Genomic DNA, 18,076 nt, shown 5'->3' on the forward strand with positions numbered 1-18,076 from the left:
AAGGGAACTCCATGGTCGGATCGCAGGCTTTACCTGCTCAAGGCCTATGAATACGCGTCATCTCAGAACCAGGCGACCCTCCCGCGAAGCGGGTTCGTGCATTAGGCGCAAAGCGGTCGCCCACGGCCCAAAGTATGGAAGTCGGCTTGGGGTCATGAGAGTGACTTCGGCCACTGGCCAAAGAACTTCCGCCAAAGGGTCATCTTCCCCCGTGCCACACCGATACCAGTGTCGGATTTTTCCACTGGCCACGACCGCAAGGTCAAAGCGCTACAGCGTCCTTTGCACGTCCAAAAGGACGCGCGGCTCTGTTGAGCAACCGCTTTGTCCCCCGAACTGTCCGCTTTGAACGCTTGAAGGGGCACTGTGGCTGTGCGATAGGCACTCCACAAAGCAGACAACCTTGCGGAGAGCGCTGACATGGCGGGTGGACGGGGCCTTATGGCCGGCAAGCGCGGCCTTATCCTTGGCATCGCCAACAATCGCTCGATTGCTTACGGCATCGCCAAGGCCTGTGTCGATCACGGCGCCGAGATCGCGCTGACCTATCAGGGCGAGGCGTTCAAGAAACGCGTCGAGCCGCTCGCGGCGGAACTGGGCGCGCATGTCGCGGGCCATTGCGACGTGACCGATCCGACCAGCCTCGATGCGGTGTTCGCCGACATCGCCAGCCATTGGGGCAAGCTCGATTTCCTGGTCCACGCCATCGCCTTTTCCGACAAGGACGAACTGACCGGCCGCTATGTAGAAACGACGCGCGACAATTTCCTGCGCACCATGGATATTTCGGTCTATTCCTTCACCACCATCGCCAAACGTGCCGAGGCGCTGATGACCGATGGTGGCTCGCTGCTGACGCTTACCTATTACGGCGCGGAAAAGGTGATGCCGCACTACAACGTCATGGGTGTCGCCAAGGCGGCACTCGAGGCCAGCGTGCGCTATCTGGCCGTCGATCTCGGCGCCAAGAAGATCCGCGTCAACGCCATCTCCGCCGGCCCGATCAAGACGCTTGCCGCATCCGGCATCGGCGATTTCCGCTATATCCTGAAGTGGAACGAATACAATTCGCCGTTGAAGCAGACGGTCACGCAGGAGGAGGTCGGCGATTCCGGCGTCTATTTCCTGTCCGACCTTTCGCGCGGCGTCACCGGCGAGATCCATCATGTCGATTCCGGCTATCATGTCGTCGGTATGAAGGCGGTCGACGCGCCGGATATTTCGACCGTCAAAGACTGACGCCACCGCCTGACCTCTTCCGGAAGACCTGATGTACCCGCTCGTCTATATCGTGCGCCACGGCCAGACGGCGTGGAACGCCGAGGCCCGGCTGCAGGGGCAGGCCGATACCGACCTCAACGAGCTTGGCCGCGAGCAGGCTAGCCGCAACGGGCGCAGGCTGGCCGAACTCATCGACAAGCCCGAAGATTTCGACTTTGTCGCCAGCCCGATGCGGCGCACGCGCGAGACGATGGAGCGCCTGCGCGCGGCGATGAAGCTCGATCCGCACGCCTATCGTACCGAGCCGCTGCTCGTGGAATTGAGCTTTGGCGACTGGCAGGGTTTCACCTTTGCCGAACTCGAGGCGAACAATCCCGGTTCGACCAGGCGCCGCCGGCTCGATAAATGGAATTTCCAGCCGCCCGGCGAGGGCGCCGAAAGCTATCAGATGCTGCTCGAACGGGTGAAGCCGTGGTTCGACGCGCTCGATCGCCAGACGGTCTGCGTGACCCATGGTGGCGTCATGCGCGTAATGTTCCGCTTGGTGCTGAGGATGTCCGAACAAGATGCGGTCAGCATGGACGTGCCGCAGGACCGCGTGCTCAGACTGGACGGCCGGCGCCTGGAGTGGCTTTGAGACCGGTGACGTATGTTGAGATCAGGTCAGGCCGGCATCAGCTGAATATCGACGCGCCCTATTCGGTCGATCCGGTGTCCGGCAGTTCCATGTCGGTGACGACGTTCTCGCCATTGGTCACGTCATAGGCGAGGACGATGTCCATGCCTGGCTTCAGCGCATCGAGGTCGGTTTCGGCGTTCAGCTTGTAGGACTTGCCGTCGTCCAGCGTCAGCGTCAGCGCATCCTTGTCGACCTTCTTGATCAGGCCTTCGGTCTGGCCGGCGAAGGCGGCGGTGGAAATCAACAGCGTGGCGGCAACAGCGCCAATCAGGATACGCATCATCGTCCTCTTTAATCATTGCCGGTACAGCGGCTCGGTCCAACGGAACGGAACTGAGCAGAAACCAATCGAATGTGTCAAAACTAAATCCGCCGGATCACAGTTTGACCACTGTGGAAAACGCCAATAGAAGGCAGGTTACAGCGCCGCGCGTCCTCCTGGACGCGCAAAGGACGCTGTAGCACTTTTGATTTTGTGCATGATCCTTTCCGAAAATCGCTCCGATTTTCGGGGTCATGCGCTGGGCCGGCTCCGACGCCGGCAGGGCTGGTTCCATGTCGCACAACACGTACGGCCATCTTTTCCGCGTCACCACCTGGGGGGAAAGCCACGGGCCGGCGCTGGGCTGCGTCGTCGACGGCTGTCCGCCCGGCATCCGCTTCAGCCGCGACGAGATCCAGGCCGAGCTCGACAAGCGCCGCCCCGGCCAGTCACGTTTTGTGACGCAACGTCGCGAACCGGATGAGGTCAAGGTCCTGTCCGGCTTCATCCTCGATGAGGACGGCGAGACGATGATCACCACCGGCACGCCGGTGTCGATGCTGATCGAGAATGTCGACCAGCGCTCGAAAGACTATGGCGACATCGCCCGCCAGTTCCGGCCGGGCCATGCCGACTACACTTACGAGGTCAAATACGGCCTGCGCGATTACCGCGGCGGCGGCCGCTCCTCGGCGCGTGAGACGGCGGCGCGGGTGGCCGCCGGGGCGCTTGCCCGCAAGGTCGTGCCAGGAATGGTGGTGCGCGGCGCGCTGGTCTCGATGGGCGAAAAATCGATCGATCGCGCCAATTGGAACTGGAATTTCGTCGGCGACGCCGAAAACCCGTTCTTCACTCCCGACCCGGCGTCGGTCGCCGTCTTCACCAAATATCTGGACGGCATCCGCAAGGCGGGCTCCTCGGTCGGTGCGGTCATCGAGATCGTCGCCGACGGCGTGCCGGCGGGGCTTGGTGCGCCGATCTATGCCAAGCTCGACCAGGACATCGCCTCGGGCCTGATGTCTATCAACGCCGTCAAGGGCGTCGAGATCGGCAACGGTTTCGAGGCCGCCCGCGTCACCGGCGAGGAGAATGCCGATGAGATGCGCATGGGCAATGACGGCAAGCCGGTCTTCCTGTCCAACAATGCCGGCGGCATCCTCGGCGGCATCTCGACCGGCCAGGCGATCGTCGCGCGTTTCGCGGTCAAGCCGACCTCGTCGATCCTGACGCCGCGAAAGTCGATCGACAAGGACGGCAACGACGTTGAGATCATGACCAAAGGCCGGCACGATCCATGCGTCGGCATCCGCGCCGTGCCGATCGGCGAGGCGATGGTTGCCTGCGCGATTGCCGATCATTATCTGCGTCATCGGGGACAGACAGGGAGGGAGTAGGGGAGTAGGGGAATATGTTACGCAGCTCTCGCGACAGCAATTTCGCTTTTCCCTACTCCCTTACTGCCTTACTGCCCTATTCCCCTACGAGTGAAACGAGCGCCTATGCCTTACGACCAGAAGAAGATCGTTGAAGCCCTGCGCGCCTTCGAGCGCGGCGAGATCGTCGTCGTCATGGACGATGACGGCCGCGAGAACGAGGGCGACCTGATCGTCGCCGCGGTCCATTGCACGCCGGAAAAAATGGCGTTCATCGTTCGCAACACGTCAGGTATCGTCTGCACGCCGATGCCGCGCGAGGAAGCAAAGCGGCTCAACCTGTCGCCGATGGTCGCCGACAATGATTCGGCCCACACCACCGCCTTCACCGTCAGTGTCGACTTCAAGCACGGCACCACGACCGGCATTTCGGCGGACGACCGCACGCTGACGGTGCGCAATCTCGCCAATGGCAATGTTGGCGCTTCCGATTTCGTCCGCCCCGGCCACATCTTTCCGCTGATCGCGCGTGAAGGCGGCGTGCTGATGCGTTCGGGCCATACCGAAGCCGCGGTCGACCTCTGCAAGCTCGCCGGCCTGCCGCCGGTCGGCGTCATTTCCGAGCTGGTCAATGATGACGGCACCGTCATGCGCGGCCCGCAGGTGCAAGCCTTCGCCGAAAGGAACGGCCTGAAGCAGATCTCGGTCGCCGACCTCATCGCCTACCGGCAACGCAAGGAAACGCTGGTCGAGCGCGTCGCCTGTTCCGATATCGAGACGCCCGGCGGCAAGGCACAGGTCTTCACCTACACGCTGCCCTGGGACTCCATGCATCATGTGGCGGTCGTCTTCGGCGATATCCGCGACGGCGTCGAGGTGCCGGTGCGCCTTCATTCCGAGGACGTGGTCAGTGACGTCTTCGGCACCAGCCACGGTCTGGACGCCATCATGAAGGCGATGGGCGAGCGCAAGCGCGGCGTTATCGTCTATCTGCGCGAAGGCTCGGTCGGCGTCGCCCATCAGGAGCGCAAGCGGCCGGCTGCCGGCGACCGCGAGGACCATGAAGAGGCGCGCCGCCGCGAAAACGAATGGCGCGAGATCGGCCTCGGCGCGCAAATCCTCAAGGATCTCGGCATTTCCTCGATCAATCTGATCGCCTCGCGCGAGCGCCATTATGTCGGCCTCGAAGGCTTTGGCATCCACATCGCCAAGACCGAGATTCTCTGAGACGGAGCTCCGGCACGCCGCGGTCTCTTGATGAACTGTGACCAGTCCTCAGCCCGATATCGCAGTCGCTCAACCAGTAAATTGAAGGCCGGCCAGTAAGGCGGCGTCAAAGCGCATGCCGAGACGCGCCTCGAGCCTGGCCGCAGCGCGCGTAACCGTGCTCCCCCGAATGGCCGCCCCGCGGCATTTATGAAATTTGTGCATAGGGGCATGCGGAATCAAACCCCTAATCGCGAGCGCTGCCCCACCTAGGTATTTCCGGGGACATCTTCGTCCCGATCGTGGCGACCAGCAAAAAAATGTTGCCGTCAAATCTCACGAGCAGGCCCTCCCGGGGCCTCTATCGATGTGCTCGCTCTGACAGAGAAGAGGATCGAAAGCGACATGACGACCTTCGGAGACTTCAATATCACCAGACGGAACCTGATGATCGCGGGAGCCGTGGCGGCGGCGAAGCCTGCGTTCGCTCAAGATGGGAAAACGCAATCGGCGGAGCCGTCGCCCGGCAATCTTCCGGTTGTTTCGCGAGTGTCGTTCACAGTGAACGGCGAGGCCCGCGAATTGGATCTCGATACGCGGACAACGCTGCTCGACGCATTGCGTGAACATCTGCACCTCACCGGAACCAAGAAAGGCTGCGATCACGGCCAGTGCGGCGCCTGCACGGTGATGGTCGACGGGCAACGGATCAACTCATGCCTGACGCTTGCCGTGATGCACGAAGGCGACAGCATCACCACCATCGAGGGGCTGGGCGCGCCCGGAAATTTACACGCCATGCAAGCCGCCTTCGTCAAGCATGACGGCTATCAGTGCGGCTATTGCACGCCCGGGCAGATCTGCTCGGCCGTGGCGGTATTGGCCGAGATCGAGGCCGGCATTCCGAGCCATGTGAGCGAGGATCTGACCGCGACACCGCAGACCACAGCCGTCGAGCTGCGCGAGCGGATGAGCGGCAACATCTGCCGTTGCGGTGCCTATTCCAACATCGTCGAGGCGATCACCGAAGTCGCGGGGAGGCCGGCATGAGATCCTTCACCTATGAGCGTGCGAGTTCTCCTGCGCAAGCAGCTGCCGCGGCGCGAGCCCAAGGCGCCAGGCTGATAGCCGGCGGCACCAACCTGCTCGATCTGATGAAGCTCGAAATCGAAACGCCGACGCACCTGATCGATGTCAACGGCCTGGCGCTCGACAACGTCGAGACGACGCCGGACGGCGGGCTGCGGATCGGTGCGCTGGTGCGCAACACCGATCTCGCCGCGAATGAGCGGGTGCGGCGCGACTATGGCCTGCTCTCTCGCGCGCTGCTCGCCGGCGCGTCGGGCCAGCTGCGCAACAAGGCGACAACCGCCGGCAACCTGCTGCAACGCACCCGCTGCCCTTATTTCTACGATACCAACCAGCCGTGCAACAAACGCCAGCCCGGCAGCGGCTGCGCCGCGATCGGCGGCTTCAGCCGCCAGCATGCGGTCGTCGGTACGAGCGACGCATGTATCGCCACTCATCCGAGCGACATGGCGGTGGCGATGCGGGCTCTCGATGCGGTGGTGAAAACAGTACAATCCGACGGCAAGGCGCGCAGCATCCCGATCGCCGAGTTCCACCGGCTGCCCGGTGACACACCGCAAATCGAGACGACGTTGCAGCCCGGCGAACTGATCACGTCGGTGACACTGCCCAAACCGGCCGGCGGCACGCACATCTATCGCAAGGTACGCGACCGCGCCTCCTATGCCTTCGCGCTGGTCTCCGTCGGCGCCATCGTGCAGCCCGACGGCACCGGACGTGTCGCTCTTGGCGGCGTGGCGCACAAGCCGTGGCGCGACGAGGCGGCGGAGGTCGAGATGCCACGCGGCGCCAAGGCCGTGACGGCGCAGCTGCTCGCCGATGCCAAGCCGACGCATGAGAATGCATTCAAGCTGCCGCTGGTCGAGCGCACGCTCGCCGCGGTGCTGGCGGAAGCAAGGAGCTGAGCCATGAGATTCGACACTCCCGCCACGACCAACCCGATCGACCAGCTCAAGGTCGTCGGCAAGTCTACCGACCGGATCGACGGTCCGCTCAAGACCACTGGCGCCGCGCCCTATGCTTATGAATGGCACGATACCGTACCCAACCAGGCCTATGGCTATGTGGTCGGCTCGGCCATCGCCAAGGGCCGTATCGCCTCGATCGATTTGACCAAAGCCAAGGCCGCGCCAGGTGTGCTGGCTATCGTCACGGCTGAAAATGCCGGCAAACTTGGCAAGGGTGACTGGAACACGGCCAAGCTGCTCGGCGGTCCCGATATCCAGCATTACCATCAGGCGATCGCGGTCGTCGTCGCCGAGACGTTCGAACAGGCGCGCGCCGCGGCGCAACTGGTCCGCGTCGACTATGTCCGAGCCCAGGGCGCCTTCGATCTCGCGAGCGCCAAGGGTTCCGCGGTCGTGCCGGATGAGGCCGCTCCTGATACCGCGGTCGGCGACTTCGCCGGCGCGTTCGCTGCGTCGCCAATCCGGCTTGATGCGACCTACACCACGCCTGATCAAGGGCACGCCATGATGGAGCCGCATGCCTCGATCGCCGTCTGGGACGCGGACAGGCTCACGCTGTGGACCTCGAACCAGATGATCGCCTGGAGCACGGGGGACATGGCGAAGACGCTGGGCATCCCCAAGGAGAATATCCGCCTTATCTCGCCGTTCATCGGCGGCGGCTTTGGCGGCAAGCTGTTCGTACGATCCGATGCGGTGCTTGCAGCCCTTGGTGCTCGTGCCGCTCGACGGCCGGTGAAGGTGGCGCTTGCGCGTCCCTTCATGTTCAACAACACCACGCACCGGCCGGCAACGATCCAGCGTATCCGCATCGGCGCGACCCGGGACGGCAAGATCACCGCGATCGGTCATGAAAGCTGGTCCGGCGACCTGCCCGGTGGTGGGCCCGAAAATGCAGTCCAGCAGACTCGCTTGCTCTATGCCGGGGCCAACCGCGTGACCGCCACGCGGCTCGCTGTGCTCGATCTGCCCGAAGGCAATGCGATGCGTGCGCCAGGTGAAGCGCCGGGCTTGATGGCGCTGGAGATCGCGATGGACGAGATGGCGGAAAGACTAGACCTGGATCCGGTCGAATTCCGCATCCTCAACGACACCCAGGTCGATCCTGAGAACCCGGATCGCCGGTTCTCGCAGCGCCAGTTGGTCGAGTGCCTGCGTATCGGCGCCGAACGCTTCGGCTGGAAGGTGCGCGACACCCAGACCGGCCCGGTCCGCGAGGGGCGCTGGCTGATTGGTGCGGGTGTCGCCGCGGGTTTCCGCAACAACCTCTTGACGACGTCTGCCGCACGCGTCCGGCTCGATCATCGTGGCGTCGTCACGGTCGAGACCGACATGACCGACATCGGGACCGGCAGCTATACGATTATCGCCCAGACCGCGGCGGAGATGATGGGCGTGCCGCTCAACAAAGTAGTGGTGCGGCTTGGCGACTCGAGCTTCCCGGTCTCGTCCGGCTCGGGTGGGCAATGGGGCGCCAACAACTCAACAGCCGGCGTTTATGCCGCGTGCGTCAAGCTGCGCGAGGCGGTGGCGCAAAAGCTTGGCTTCAACTCCGCCGACGCAGTCTTTGAGGACAGCAATGTCCGCTTGGGCAATCGCAGCGTCTCGCTCGCCGAAGCAGCGGGCGAAGCAGGCCTCGTCGCCGAGGACGCGATAGAATATGGCAACCTCGCCAAACAGTACCAGCAATCGACCTTCGCTGCTCACTTCGTTGAAGTCGGTGTCGACGTCGCCACCGGAGAGATCCGCGTGAGGCGGATGCTCGCGGTCTGCGCGGCCGGCCGTATCCTCAATCCCAAATCGGCGCGCAGCCAAGTCATCGGCGCAATGACCATGGGCGTTGGCGCGGCGTTGATGGAGGAGCTTGCAATCGACAAGCGCCTTGGCTTTTTCGTCAACCACGATCTCGCCGGCTATGAGGTGCCGGTCCATGCCGACATCCCGCACCAGGAGGTGATCTTTCTTGACGAGACCGATTCGATCTCGTCGCCGATGAAGGCCAAGGGCGTCGGCGAACTCGGCCTCTGCGGGGTCGGCGCCGCCGTCGCCAATGCGATCTACAACGCCACCGGCGTGCGTGTGCGCGACTATCCCATCACACTCGACAAGCTGCTTATGGGCCTGCCTGCGATATGAGCGTTGCCGCCGGTTTCGCCCTGGCGATCCGAGCGGTCGCCCAGGAGCGCTCGTCTGCGAAATGACGAATCGGGATCAGGAATGGAGAATTTCCTCATGAAGAAACTCGCGGCTTCCATGGTAATCTCGTCGCTCGCCGCCTCGGCCGGCGATGCGCAGGAGCGTCCGGCGGGCCGGATCGCCCCGCCGGACGTCTATGTCGTGGCGCCCGGCCTCGGAGACTATACCGATGACCTGCTGTTCGGCGATGTCTGGCGGCGCGTCGAGCTCAAGCCTCGCGATCGCAGCATCGTCACCGTCTCGGCCCTGATTGCGTCGGGGCGCATCGCGCAGGTTGGCGGGCATGTCGGCCGCGCGCTCGACAATGGCGTGACCCCAGGCGAGATCGGCGAGATCATCACCCATCTCGCCTTCTACTCCGGCTGGCCGAATGCCATTTCGGCCGTCAGCGCGACAAAGCAGGTCTTTGATGCACGCGGTATCGAGCCGGTCGCGGCGGACACGGGCGGGCCGCTGGAACTGGATCAAGCTTCCGAGGCCGCAAGGGCGGCAAGCGTCGACACGTCGACCGGTCCGGTCGTTCCCGCGCTCGCGGAATATACCAATCGGGTACTGTTCGGAGACCTCTGGCGGCGGCCGCAGCTCTCCGCCCGCGACCGCAGCCTTGTCACCGTTGCCGGGCTGATCGCGACGGGCAAAGCCGAGCAGCTGCCCTTCCACCTAAATCGCGGCATGGACAACGGCCTGGCGCGAACCGAGGTCGCCGAAGTTGCGACGCATCTCGCCTATTACGCCGGCTGGCCCAACGCGATGTCGGCGGTGCCGGTCATGCGTACCGTCTTCGAGGCTCGCGAGGCCGCGGCGACCGGGGGAACCCGCGCCGGCGGGCTTTCTGTGCAGAACCACGAGCCGGGCGCCGCGGCTGCGGGATCGCCCGAAAACTTCACCGGCCTGGTGCGGATAGAGTCGCGGTTTCAGGCCGAGGTGCCGGCACGGATCGGCGGAGCTACTGTGAGCTTCGAGCCGGGTGCCCGCACCGCCTGGCACACGCATCCGCTTGGCCAGACGCTGATCGTCACCTCGGGCTTGGGGTGGGTGCAAAGCGAAGGCGGCCCCATCGAGGCGGTGGGGCCCGGCGACGTAGTGTGGATCCCGCCAAATGTCCGCCACTGGCATGGCGCCTCGAAGGGGGCTCCCATGACCCATGTGGCCGTAGCGGAGTCCGTTAACGGCAGTGCAGTCACCTGGATGGAGCAGGTGACGGACGAACAATATGCAAGCGGCCCCGAAGCGGCCGACTAATGCATGTTGCGCAAAAGTGTGCAGCGGTTTTGCGATAACGACATGCATAAAAACAACAGCCTAAAGCGCGTCGTATGAGGCCGGTCAAACGCGACGCGCTTTAGTGGCGCGGCTGATTTGCGGTTCCGCGTTCGAAAGAGGGACGTCCGGCCCTTCAAACCGGAGCCGGACGACGCAATCGAGGTTATTCCGCAGCCACCGCGGCTGCGTCGCATGCGGCCATGTCGCAGTCCGGCGCGGCAAGGCTGCGCTGGCCGGCGAGCACGATGACCAATGCGATTGTGCCCGACGCCACCGATACCCAGAACCCGTTCTGCGCGCCGAAAGCGTCCACCACCCAGCCGGCGGCGAAGGAGCCGAGCGCCATGCCGATGCCGATGCCGGTCATCACCCAAGTGACGCCCTCGGTCAGCATCGCCTCGGGCACGCGCCGCTCGATCAGGCCGAATGCGGTGATGAAGGTCGGCGAGATCGCCACGCCGCTGACGAAGACGGCCAGTGCCAGCAGCGGCACGGTGTCGGCAACGAGCAGCGGCAGTGTGGTGAGGGCGATGATGGCGATTGCGATGGCAAGCTGATTTTGCAGCGGCACCTTCAGATTCAAGCCGCCTATGATGATGCCGACGACGAACGATCCGAGCGCGTAGACGCCGATGACGAAGCTGGCGGCTCCCGGCTGGCCAAGCTCCTTGGTGATCGCCACCGTGCTCACCTCCGTGGTTGCGAAGGTCGCGCCGATGAAGATCAGGGCGAAGGTGAGGATCTGGACCGGCCGCAGGCGGATTGCCGAGCCGCCCGAACCATGTTCCACCGGTCGGGCTCGCGGCTCGGTCGAGCGCTGCAGGATGAACGCCGTCGAACCGAAGGCGAGGAACAATGTGCTGGCGAGCACTCCCGCTTCCGGGAACAGCGTGACACTCAGGCCGACCGACAGCGATGCTCCGGCGATGTAGACCAGCTCGTCCGCCGCCGACTCGAAGGCGAACGCAGTGTTCAGCTCGGGGCGGTTGCGGAAGATCTCCGTCCAGCGCGCGCGCACCATTGCCGGGATGCTGGGCATAACGGCAGCCAGCAGCGATGACACGAATAGTGTCCATATCGGCCAGTGCTGATTGGCCGCCACAATCAGGATCGCGAAAGCGAGCGTGGAAATCACGGTGGTCGGCACCACAATCCGCGTCTGGCCGAGGCGGTCCACCAGTCGCGATACCTGCGGCGCGACGAAAGCGTTGGCCAGTGCATATGTCGCGGAGACGGCGCCGGCCAGCCAGTACTCGCCATCGGTCTGCGACAGCATCGCGACGATCCCGATCGGAGCCATGGCCATCGGCAGCCGGGCAACGAAGCCGGCTGCGGCGAAGCCTTTGGCGCCGGGCGCGCGAAAGATCTGGGAATAGGGATTTTGCATGGTCTGGCTCCTCGACAACGGGCGGTTCGGCGATTACATACGTAACGTATGAGTCTGAATAGATCATACGCCGCGTATGTCAATGGGCATACGAAGCGTATGTTAATAGGGCCAAAGCATGCACAGACCACGCAAGGAGATGATTGCCGAAACCCGCGCAAAGCTGATCGGCGCGGCGCGCCAGGCCTTCGGCACGCTCGGCTATGCCGAAGCCTCGATGGATGATTTCACGGCATCGGCCGGGCTGACGCGCGGTGCGCTCTATCATCACTTCGGCGACAAGAAGGGCCTTCTCCAGGCGGTCATCGCCGAGATCGACGCGGAAATGTCGGCCCGGCTGAAGGTCGTTTCGGCCAAGGCGGACAACCTCTGGCAGGGCTTTGTCGACGAATGCACCGCCTATATCGAGATGGCGCTGGAGCCGGAGATCCAGCGTATTGTGCTTCGCGACGGGCCGGCGGTGCTCGGCGATCCATCGCAGTGGCCAAGCCAGAGCGCATGCATCCGCTCGATGACAGAGAGCCTGCAAAGACTGAGCGACGAGGGGACCATTCTTGCCGTCGATCCCGAAACCGCGGCAAGGCTGGTCAGCGGCGCCTCGCTGCATGCCGCGCAATGGATCGCAAATTCGGACGATCCCGAAGCGACGTCGAAGAAGGCAGTGAAGGCGTTCAAGGTTCTTCTGGAAGGGTTGCTCAATCGGACCGGCAGGCTGCATCAGCCCGATCAACAGTCGTCGATGCAGCCCGAGATTGACCAATTACCGGCCTGAGCTCATTCTTTTCGCCGATCTCTGGCGGCTCGCGCTAGGCCCAGCCGACCCCGGCTGCCTAAACCCTGTTGAACATCGCGTCACCAATGCGCGAAAACATGGCCAAATCGGCGAGGCGCGCCTATATCGGGGCATGGTCACCAGACTTTACACCCACCCGATTTTCCTCGAGCACATAACTCCGCCCGGTCACCCGGAGCGGCCGGACCGTCTGCGCGCCATAGAGCGTGTGCTTGACGATGAGGCTTTCTCGGCACTCGATCGCGTCCAAGCGCCGGAAGGCGACGAGGCAACCATCCTTTACGCACATCCGCCCGAATTCGTCGAACGTGTCCGCGCAGCGATACCGGACACCGGCATCGCCCGTATCGATGCCGACACCACCGCCAGCCCGAAGAGCTGGCAGGCGGCAGTGACCGCGATCGGCGCCGCCAACGCCGCTGTCGACGACGTCTTCACGGGCCGGGCAGACAATGTCTTCGTCGCCGCGCGACCGCCTGGTCATCATGCCGAAAAGACGACCTCCATGGGTTTTTGCCTGTTCAACACCGCGGCGATCGCGGCACGCTACGCGCAGAAGAACCATGGCGTCGATCGCGTTGCCGTCGTCGACTGGGATGTGCATCACGGCAACGGCACGCAGGACATTTTCTGGGACGATCCGTCGGTGCTCTATTGCTCGACGCACCAGATGCCGCTTTACCCCGGCACCGGAGCCGTGAGCGAAACCGGCGCCGGCAACATCGTCAACGCGCCGCTGGCGCCGCAGACCGGCAGCGACGGTTTCCGCGACGCCTTTCTGTCGCGCATCCTGCCGGCGCTCGATGATTTCGCACCCGACCTCATCATCATCTCCGCCGGTTTCGACGCCCACCACCGCGATCCGCTGGCCGAGATCAACCTGACCGAGGATGATTTCGACTGGGCGACCGGCCAGTTGCTCGAACGCGCCGGGCGCCATAGCGGCAACCGGCTCGTCAGCCTGCTCGAGGGCGGCTACGATCTGCAGGGATTGGCATTTTCAGTCGCCGCCCATGTCGGGCGGCTGATGAAGGGATAAGCTATGGCTGGTGAGACCAACGAAGACGTCAAGGCGATGAGCTTCGAGCAGGCACTCGACGCGCTGGAGAGGATCGTCGATGATCTGGAGCGCGGCGACGTGCCGCTCGACCAGTCGATCCGCATCTACGAGCGCGGCGAGGCGCTGAAGGCGCATTGCGACCGGCTGCTGAAGGCCGCCGAGGACAAGGTCGAAAAGATCAGGCTGTCGCGCGACGGCAAGCCGGTGGGGACAGAGCCGCTGGATGCGGATTGAGGCACGGCCTCGAACGACAATTTTGTTTACCGGCTTTTGGATATGACCATGATTGAGGATAAAACTCATCCCGTTTGAAACGGCTCCAGGACGAGAGGAGATTGCGAACGATGTGCAGAAACATCAAGACCCTGTTCAATTTCGATCCGCCGGCAACCAATGACGAGGTCCGCGATGCCGCACTTCAGTTTGTCCGCAAGCTGAGCGGAACGACGCGACCGTCGAAACAGAACCAGCATGCGTTCGACCATGCCGTCGAGGCCATTGCCGCATCGGCGCGCGAATTGCTCGACAGCCTCGAGACGACGCAGCATCGGCGCAATCGCGAAGAGGTGGCGGCCAAGGCGAAGGCCAAATCTGCACTTCGCTTCGCCTGAGGGGACCGTGTGAGCTTTTTTCCCGGAAACGATCCGCAGATGGGCGATGCCTTCGCCAGCGATCAGATCGAGCTGATGGTCATTCCGAACGCCAAGGACATTGGCGGTTTTCAGGTTCGCCGTGCCTTGCCGACCGCCAGGCGCCGGCTGGTCGGCCCCTTCATCTTCTTCGATCGCATGGGTCCGGCCGTTTTGCGGGCCGGCCAGGCGCTCGATGTCCGTCCGCATCCGCATATCGGCCTGTCGACGGTGACTTACCTGTTCGACGGCAAGATCAGGCACCGCGATTCGCTCGGCACCGAGGTGGTGATCCAGCCCGGCGACGTGAATTTGATGACCGCCGGCAGTGGCATCGTCCATTCGGAGCGGACACCGGAAGAATTGCGCGGCGCGCCAATGTCGGTCTCCGGCCTGCAAACCTGGCTGGCGCTGCCGGACGGCAAGGAGGAGGTCGCGCCGGTCTTCGAGAACACGGCGGCCTTGCGCCTGCCCGAAATCGATGCCGAGGGCGTCAGTGGGCGCGTCGTCATCGGTGCGTTTTCCGGGCTGCGCTCCCCGGTCGCCACCGCTTCGGACACGCTATATGCCGATCTCAGGCTGGCGCCGGGTGCCAGCGTGAAAATCCCGGCCGATGCCGAGGAGCGCGCCATCTACACGCTAGAAGGCGAGGTTTCGATCACCGGTGACCGCTTCCCGGCCGAGCGGCTGCTGGTCTTGCGGCCCGGTGACGAAATCGTTGTTTCATCGGAGGGCGGCGCCCATTTCATGCTGTTTGGCGGCGCCTCGCTCGGCTCGAAACGTTACATCTGGTGGAATTTCGTGTCGTCGTCAAAGGAACGCATCGAGCAGGCGAAAGAAGAATGGAAGACAGGCCGCTTCGATATCGTTCCTGGAGACGAGCAAGAGTTCATCCCGCTGCCCGAAAGCTGATGCGCGTTACCGCCACATTTACATTCGCCGACCAGCGGCATATTTCACGATGAACAGAAAATCTGACCAGGCCCGCAAACAGTGAACGCAAAGCCAGATACGCCGCTTCTCGACAAGGTCCGCGTCCCGGCCGATTTGCGCACGCTTGCCGAAGGCGACCTGCCGCAGCTGGCTTCCGAGCTTCGCGCCGAACTGATCGACGCCGTTTCCCACACCGGCGGGCATCTCGGCGCCGGCCTTGGCGTGGTCGAGTTGACGGTCGCGCTGCACTACGTCTTCAACACGCCGGACGACCGGCTGATCTGGGACGTCGGCCACCAGGCCTATCCGCACAAGATCCTGACCGGCCGCCGCGACCGCATCCGCACGCTGCGGCAGGAGGGCGGGCTGTCCGGCTTCACCCGCAGCGCCGAGAGCGAATACGATCCGTTCGGCGCCGCCCACTCCTCGACCTCGATTTCCGCCGGCCTCGGCATGGCAATGGCGCGTGACCTCACCGGCGGCCGCAACAACGTCATTGCCGTCATCGGCGACGGCGCCATGTCGGCCGGCATGGCTTATGAGGCGATGAACAATGCCGGCGCGCTCGATGCCCGGCTGATCGTCATCTTGAACGACAACGACATGTCGATCGCTCCGCCGACCGGCGCGATGAGCGCTTATCTGGCCCGTCTGGCGTCGGGCAAGACCTATCTGGGCTTGCGCGATTTCGGCAAGAAGCTGACTTCCTATCTCGGCGAGCGCGCCGATCGCGCCATCAAGCGAGCGGTCGAGCACGCGCGCGGCTACGTCACCGGCGGCACGTTGTTCGAGGAAATGGGTTTCTACCACATAGGCCCGATCGACGGTCACAACCTCGAGCACCTGATCCCGGTGCTGAAGAACGTCCGCGACAATGCCGACGGCCCGGTGCTGATCCACGTCGTGACCCAGAAGGGCAAGGGCTACGCCCCGGCCGAAGCGGCCGCCGACAAATATCACGGCGTCAACAAATTCGACGTCATTACCGGCGCCCAGGCCAAGGCGCCCGCCAATGCGCCGAGCTATACCAAGGTGTTTGCCGAAAGCCTGATCCAGGAGGCCCGAGAGGACGACCGCATCGTCGCCATCACCGCCGCCATGCCGAACGGCACCGGGCTGGATCTGTTTGGCGAAGTGTTCCCGACGAGGACCTTCGATGTCGGCATCGCCGAGCAGCATGCGGTGACCTTCGCCGCCGGCCTGGCCACCGAGGGCTTCAAACCTTTCGCCGCGATCTATTCGACCTTCCTGCAACGCGCCTACGACCAGGTCGTCCACGACGTGGCGATCCAGAAATTGCCGGTGCGTTTTCCGATCGACCGCGCCGGCTTCGTCGGCGCCGATGGCGCCACCCATTGCGGCGCCTTCGACACGACCTTCCTGGCGACGCTGCCCGGTTTCGTCGTTATGGCGGCGGCCGACGAGGCCGAACTGCGCCACATGGTGCGCACCGCTGCAAGCTACGATGACGGCCCGATAGCCTTCCGTTATCCGCGCGGCAACGGCGTTGGTGTCGAGATGCCGCAACGCGGCTCGGTACTGGAGATCGGCAGGGGCCGGATCGTCAGGGAAGGCACCAAGGTTGCGCTGCTTTCCTTCGGCACCAGGCTGCAGGATTGCCTGACCGCGGCCGAGGAGCTTGGCGCGGCCGGGCTTTCGACCACGGTCGCCGATGCCCGCTTCGCCAAGCCGCTTGACGAGGATCTGATCCGACGGCTGGCCCGTTCGCATGAGGTGCTGGTGACGGTGGAAGAGGGCGCTGTCGGTGGTTTCGCCAGCCACGTGCTGCAGTTCCTCGCTCATGAAGGGCTGCTGGAGAGCGGCCTCAAGGTGCGCCCGCTCGTGTTGCCCGACGCTTTCGTCGACCATGCCAAGCCGGAAAAGATGTATGCCGATGCCGGGCTCGACAGCGCTGGCATCGTGCGCACGGTGTTCGTGGCGCTGGGGCATATCGCGCAGGCCCAGCGCGCCTAGTTTTTTAGCCGCGTTTCAGCAACGCCAAGAGATTCCGCTTGGCTGCAAAATGGTAGCCTGAATCAAAATCTCAACTGCTTGAATCAAATTGCCGGCGAACAGTCGTAAGATGCTGTTTACGCTGCCGTTTGGCGATTTGCTTACCGTGTCTTTTGGCCGTTTTTCAACGCTGCCCTGCTAGGAAGGCAACCAGGCAGGGGAAACAAGACCAATGAGATCGCTTTTGGGTGGCATTGCGCTTACGGCCATCTTCGCCGCGTCGGCTACGGCCGAAACGCGCTACGACCGCAAACTCGAACAGGCGGTGATGGGCATCGTTGCCGGCAAGATCGGCGAAATCCGCGGCGGCTTCTCCTACAAGCAGGCGCCGCAATTCGTCGTCGTGCCCGACATTGTGCCCACGGCATCCGTTTCCGCCGAGCAACCAGGCACACAAGCGTCCAGCGACGGTAACGACGGTTTGGCGCCGGCCGTCGAGCGGCGGGTTTCGCGGACGATCTTCTAGAGCATGGTCCCGAAAGGCTCTAGAAGCTAGAACCACATATCCCGTACATAGCGGCCATCCCTCGGCAAATCATCGAATGTATCGAGACCGTCGAAATGGTCGATTGGGAGGTCGGCGACAGCCTCGGGCGGCGCAAGCCTCACATTGACGGCGATGCGGTAGCGACCGGCGGCATCGGGATGCAAACCGCGCCAGGCCAGGACGCAAGCGCACGTTGGACAGAAGAGAATCTCAAGCGAAGGATGAGCCCTTCCAACGCGCGTATAGGCGCTTACGGACCCCGCAAGGCGGATGCGTTCGTCAACATAGTCGTACGCCCAGAGCGTGCCATAGCGACGGCAAAGTGTACAATTGCAGGCTGTGATCGAACCGGGATCGCCCTCCAAGGTCCAGTGGGCTTCGCCGCAGTGGCAGGTTCCCGTCAGCATTTTTCCTCCTCGCGTTTCGACGGCAAAACGGCATCTCTTCCTTAGCATTGCGTCGGGCTTGGTGCGAGGTTCGACAAACAGCGGAGCGGCTTGATGCGTTCACCCGCTTT

The 18,076-nt window shown here is 63.6% G+C and carries 18 protein-coding genes; 15 read left to right on the top strand and 3 right to left on the bottom strand.

Features of this window, described 5'->3' with window-relative positions:
* Positions 1-420 precede the first annotated feature (420 nt).
* Both fabI and NKJ94_RS18465 read left to right on the top strand, forming a co-directional pair.
* Positions 421-1,239 (top strand): enoyl-ACP reductase FabI, encoded by an 819-nt coding sequence (fabI, locus tag NKJ94_RS18460; RefSeq protein ID WP_352526954.1) that lies wholly within the window; start codon positions 421-423, stop codon positions 1,237-1,239.
* Positions 1,240-1,270: 31 nt separating this feature from the next.
* Positions 1,271-1,858, top strand: a complete 588-nt coding sequence (locus tag NKJ94_RS18465) for a histidine phosphatase family protein (protein WP_254818433.1) — start codon at positions 1,271-1,273, stop codon at positions 1,856-1,858.
* Positions 1,859-1,916: 58 nt separating this feature from the next.
* Here the strand turns inward: NKJ94_RS18465 and NKJ94_RS18470 are convergent, their stop codons facing one another.
* Positions 1,917-2,180, bottom strand: a complete 264-nt coding sequence (locus tag NKJ94_RS18470) for a DUF1344 domain-containing protein (RefSeq protein ID WP_023716902.1) — start codon at positions 2,178-2,180, stop codon at positions 1,917-1,919.
* A 275-nt stretch (positions 2,181-2,455) separates the two neighbouring features.
* Here NKJ94_RS18470 and aroC point away from each other — a divergent pair, with 275 nt between their 5' ends.
* From aroC to NKJ94_RS18500, 6 genes are all read left to right on the top strand, one after another.
* The gene (gene aroC / locus NKJ94_RS18475) at positions 2,456-3,556 is read left to right on the top strand and encodes a chorismate synthase (RefSeq protein ID WP_352526955.1); all 1,101 of its coding nucleotides are present in this window, start codon (positions 2,456-2,458) and stop codon (positions 3,554-3,556) included.
* 105 nt (positions 3,557-3,661) lie between these two features.
* A complete protein-coding gene (ribB, locus tag NKJ94_RS18480; RefSeq protein WP_352526956.1) occupies positions 3,662-4,762 on the top strand; it encodes a 3,4-dihydroxy-2-butanone-4-phosphate synthase in 1,101 nt (366 codons plus the stop codon).
* A gap of 372 nt (positions 4,763-5,134) precedes the next feature.
* A complete protein-coding gene (gene paoA, locus NKJ94_RS18485; RefSeq protein ID WP_502896142.1) occupies positions 5,135-5,791 on the top strand; it encodes an aldehyde dehydrogenase iron-sulfur subunit PaoA in 657 nt (218 codons plus the stop codon).
* Complete coding sequence (locus NKJ94_RS18490; protein ID WP_352526958.1) at positions 5,788-6,735, top strand: FAD binding domain-containing protein; 948 nt, start codon at positions 5,788-5,790, stop codon at positions 6,733-6,735. Before paoA ends, NKJ94_RS18490 begins: the two co-directional genes overlap by 4 nt.
* Before the next feature lie 3 nt (positions 6,736-6,738).
* A complete protein-coding gene (paoC, locus tag NKJ94_RS18495; protein WP_352526959.1) occupies positions 6,739-8,934 on the top strand; it encodes an aldehyde oxidoreductase molybdenum-binding subunit PaoC in 2,196 nt (731 codons plus the stop codon).
* 96 nt (positions 8,935-9,030) lie between these two features.
* Positions 9,031-10,236, top strand: a complete 1,206-nt coding sequence (locus tag NKJ94_RS18500; protein ID WP_352526960.1) for a (R)-mandelonitrile lyase — start codon at positions 9,031-9,033, stop codon at positions 10,234-10,236.
* A 184-nt stretch (positions 10,237-10,420) separates the two neighbouring features.
* Here NKJ94_RS18500 and NKJ94_RS18505 read toward each other — a convergent pair whose 3' ends face one another.
* Positions 10,421-11,644 (bottom strand): MFS transporter, encoded by a 1,224-nt coding sequence (locus NKJ94_RS18505; RefSeq protein ID WP_352526961.1) that lies wholly within the window; start codon positions 11,642-11,644, stop codon positions 10,421-10,423.
* 118 nt (positions 11,645-11,762) lie between these two features.
* Here NKJ94_RS18505 and NKJ94_RS18510 point away from each other — a divergent pair, with 118 nt between their 5' ends.
* The 7 genes from NKJ94_RS18510 (at position 11,763) to NKJ94_RS18540 (ending at position 17,538) form a co-directional block, all read left to right on the top strand.
* Positions 11,763-12,416, top strand: coding sequence for a TetR/AcrR family transcriptional regulator (locus NKJ94_RS18510; protein ID WP_352526962.1), 654 nt, complete (start codon positions 11,763-11,765; stop codon positions 12,414-12,416).
* A 133-nt stretch (positions 12,417-12,549) separates the two neighbouring features.
* Complete coding sequence (locus NKJ94_RS18515; protein WP_352526963.1) at positions 12,550-13,476, top strand: histone deacetylase family protein; 927 nt, start codon at positions 12,550-12,552, stop codon at positions 13,474-13,476.
* 3 nt (positions 13,477-13,479) lie between these two features.
* Positions 13,480-13,731 carry an exodeoxyribonuclease VII small subunit gene (locus NKJ94_RS18520; RefSeq protein WP_352526964.1) on the top strand — a complete coding sequence of 84 codons (252 nt, stop codon included), beginning with the start codon at positions 13,480-13,482 and terminating at the stop codon, positions 13,729-13,731.
* A gap of 110 nt (positions 13,732-13,841) precedes the next feature.
* Complete coding sequence (locus NKJ94_RS18525) at positions 13,842-14,108, top strand: DUF2277 domain-containing protein (RefSeq protein WP_352526965.1); 267 nt, start codon at positions 13,842-13,844, stop codon at positions 14,106-14,108.
* 9 nt (positions 14,109-14,117) lie between these two features.
* Positions 14,118-15,038: a pirin family protein gene (locus tag NKJ94_RS18530; protein ID WP_352526966.1), complete on the top strand. Its 921-nt coding sequence runs from the start codon at positions 14,118-14,120 to the stop codon at positions 15,036-15,038.
* 81 nt (positions 15,039-15,119) lie between these two features.
* Positions 15,120-17,033: a 1-deoxy-D-xylulose-5-phosphate synthase gene (dxs, locus tag NKJ94_RS18535; protein ID WP_352526967.1), complete on the top strand. Its 1,914-nt coding sequence runs from the start codon at positions 15,120-15,122 to the stop codon at positions 17,031-17,033.
* Positions 17,034-17,244: 211 nt separating this feature from the next.
* Positions 17,245-17,538, top strand: coding sequence for a hypothetical protein (locus NKJ94_RS18540; protein ID WP_352526968.1), 294 nt, complete (start codon positions 17,245-17,247; stop codon positions 17,536-17,538).
* Positions 17,539-17,564: 26 nt separating this feature from the next.
* On the opposite strand, the gene NKJ94_RS18545 is transcribed toward NKJ94_RS18540, so the two are convergent.
* Positions 17,565-17,966, bottom strand: coding sequence for a GFA family protein (locus tag NKJ94_RS18545; protein WP_352526969.1), 402 nt, complete (start codon positions 17,964-17,966; stop codon positions 17,565-17,567).
* Positions 17,967-18,076: the final 110 nt, after the last annotated feature.

It is taken from the genome of Mesorhizobium sp. M0060 (assembly GCF_040323155.1).
Lineage (GTDB): Bacteria > Pseudomonadota > Alphaproteobacteria > Rhizobiales > Rhizobiaceae > Mesorhizobium.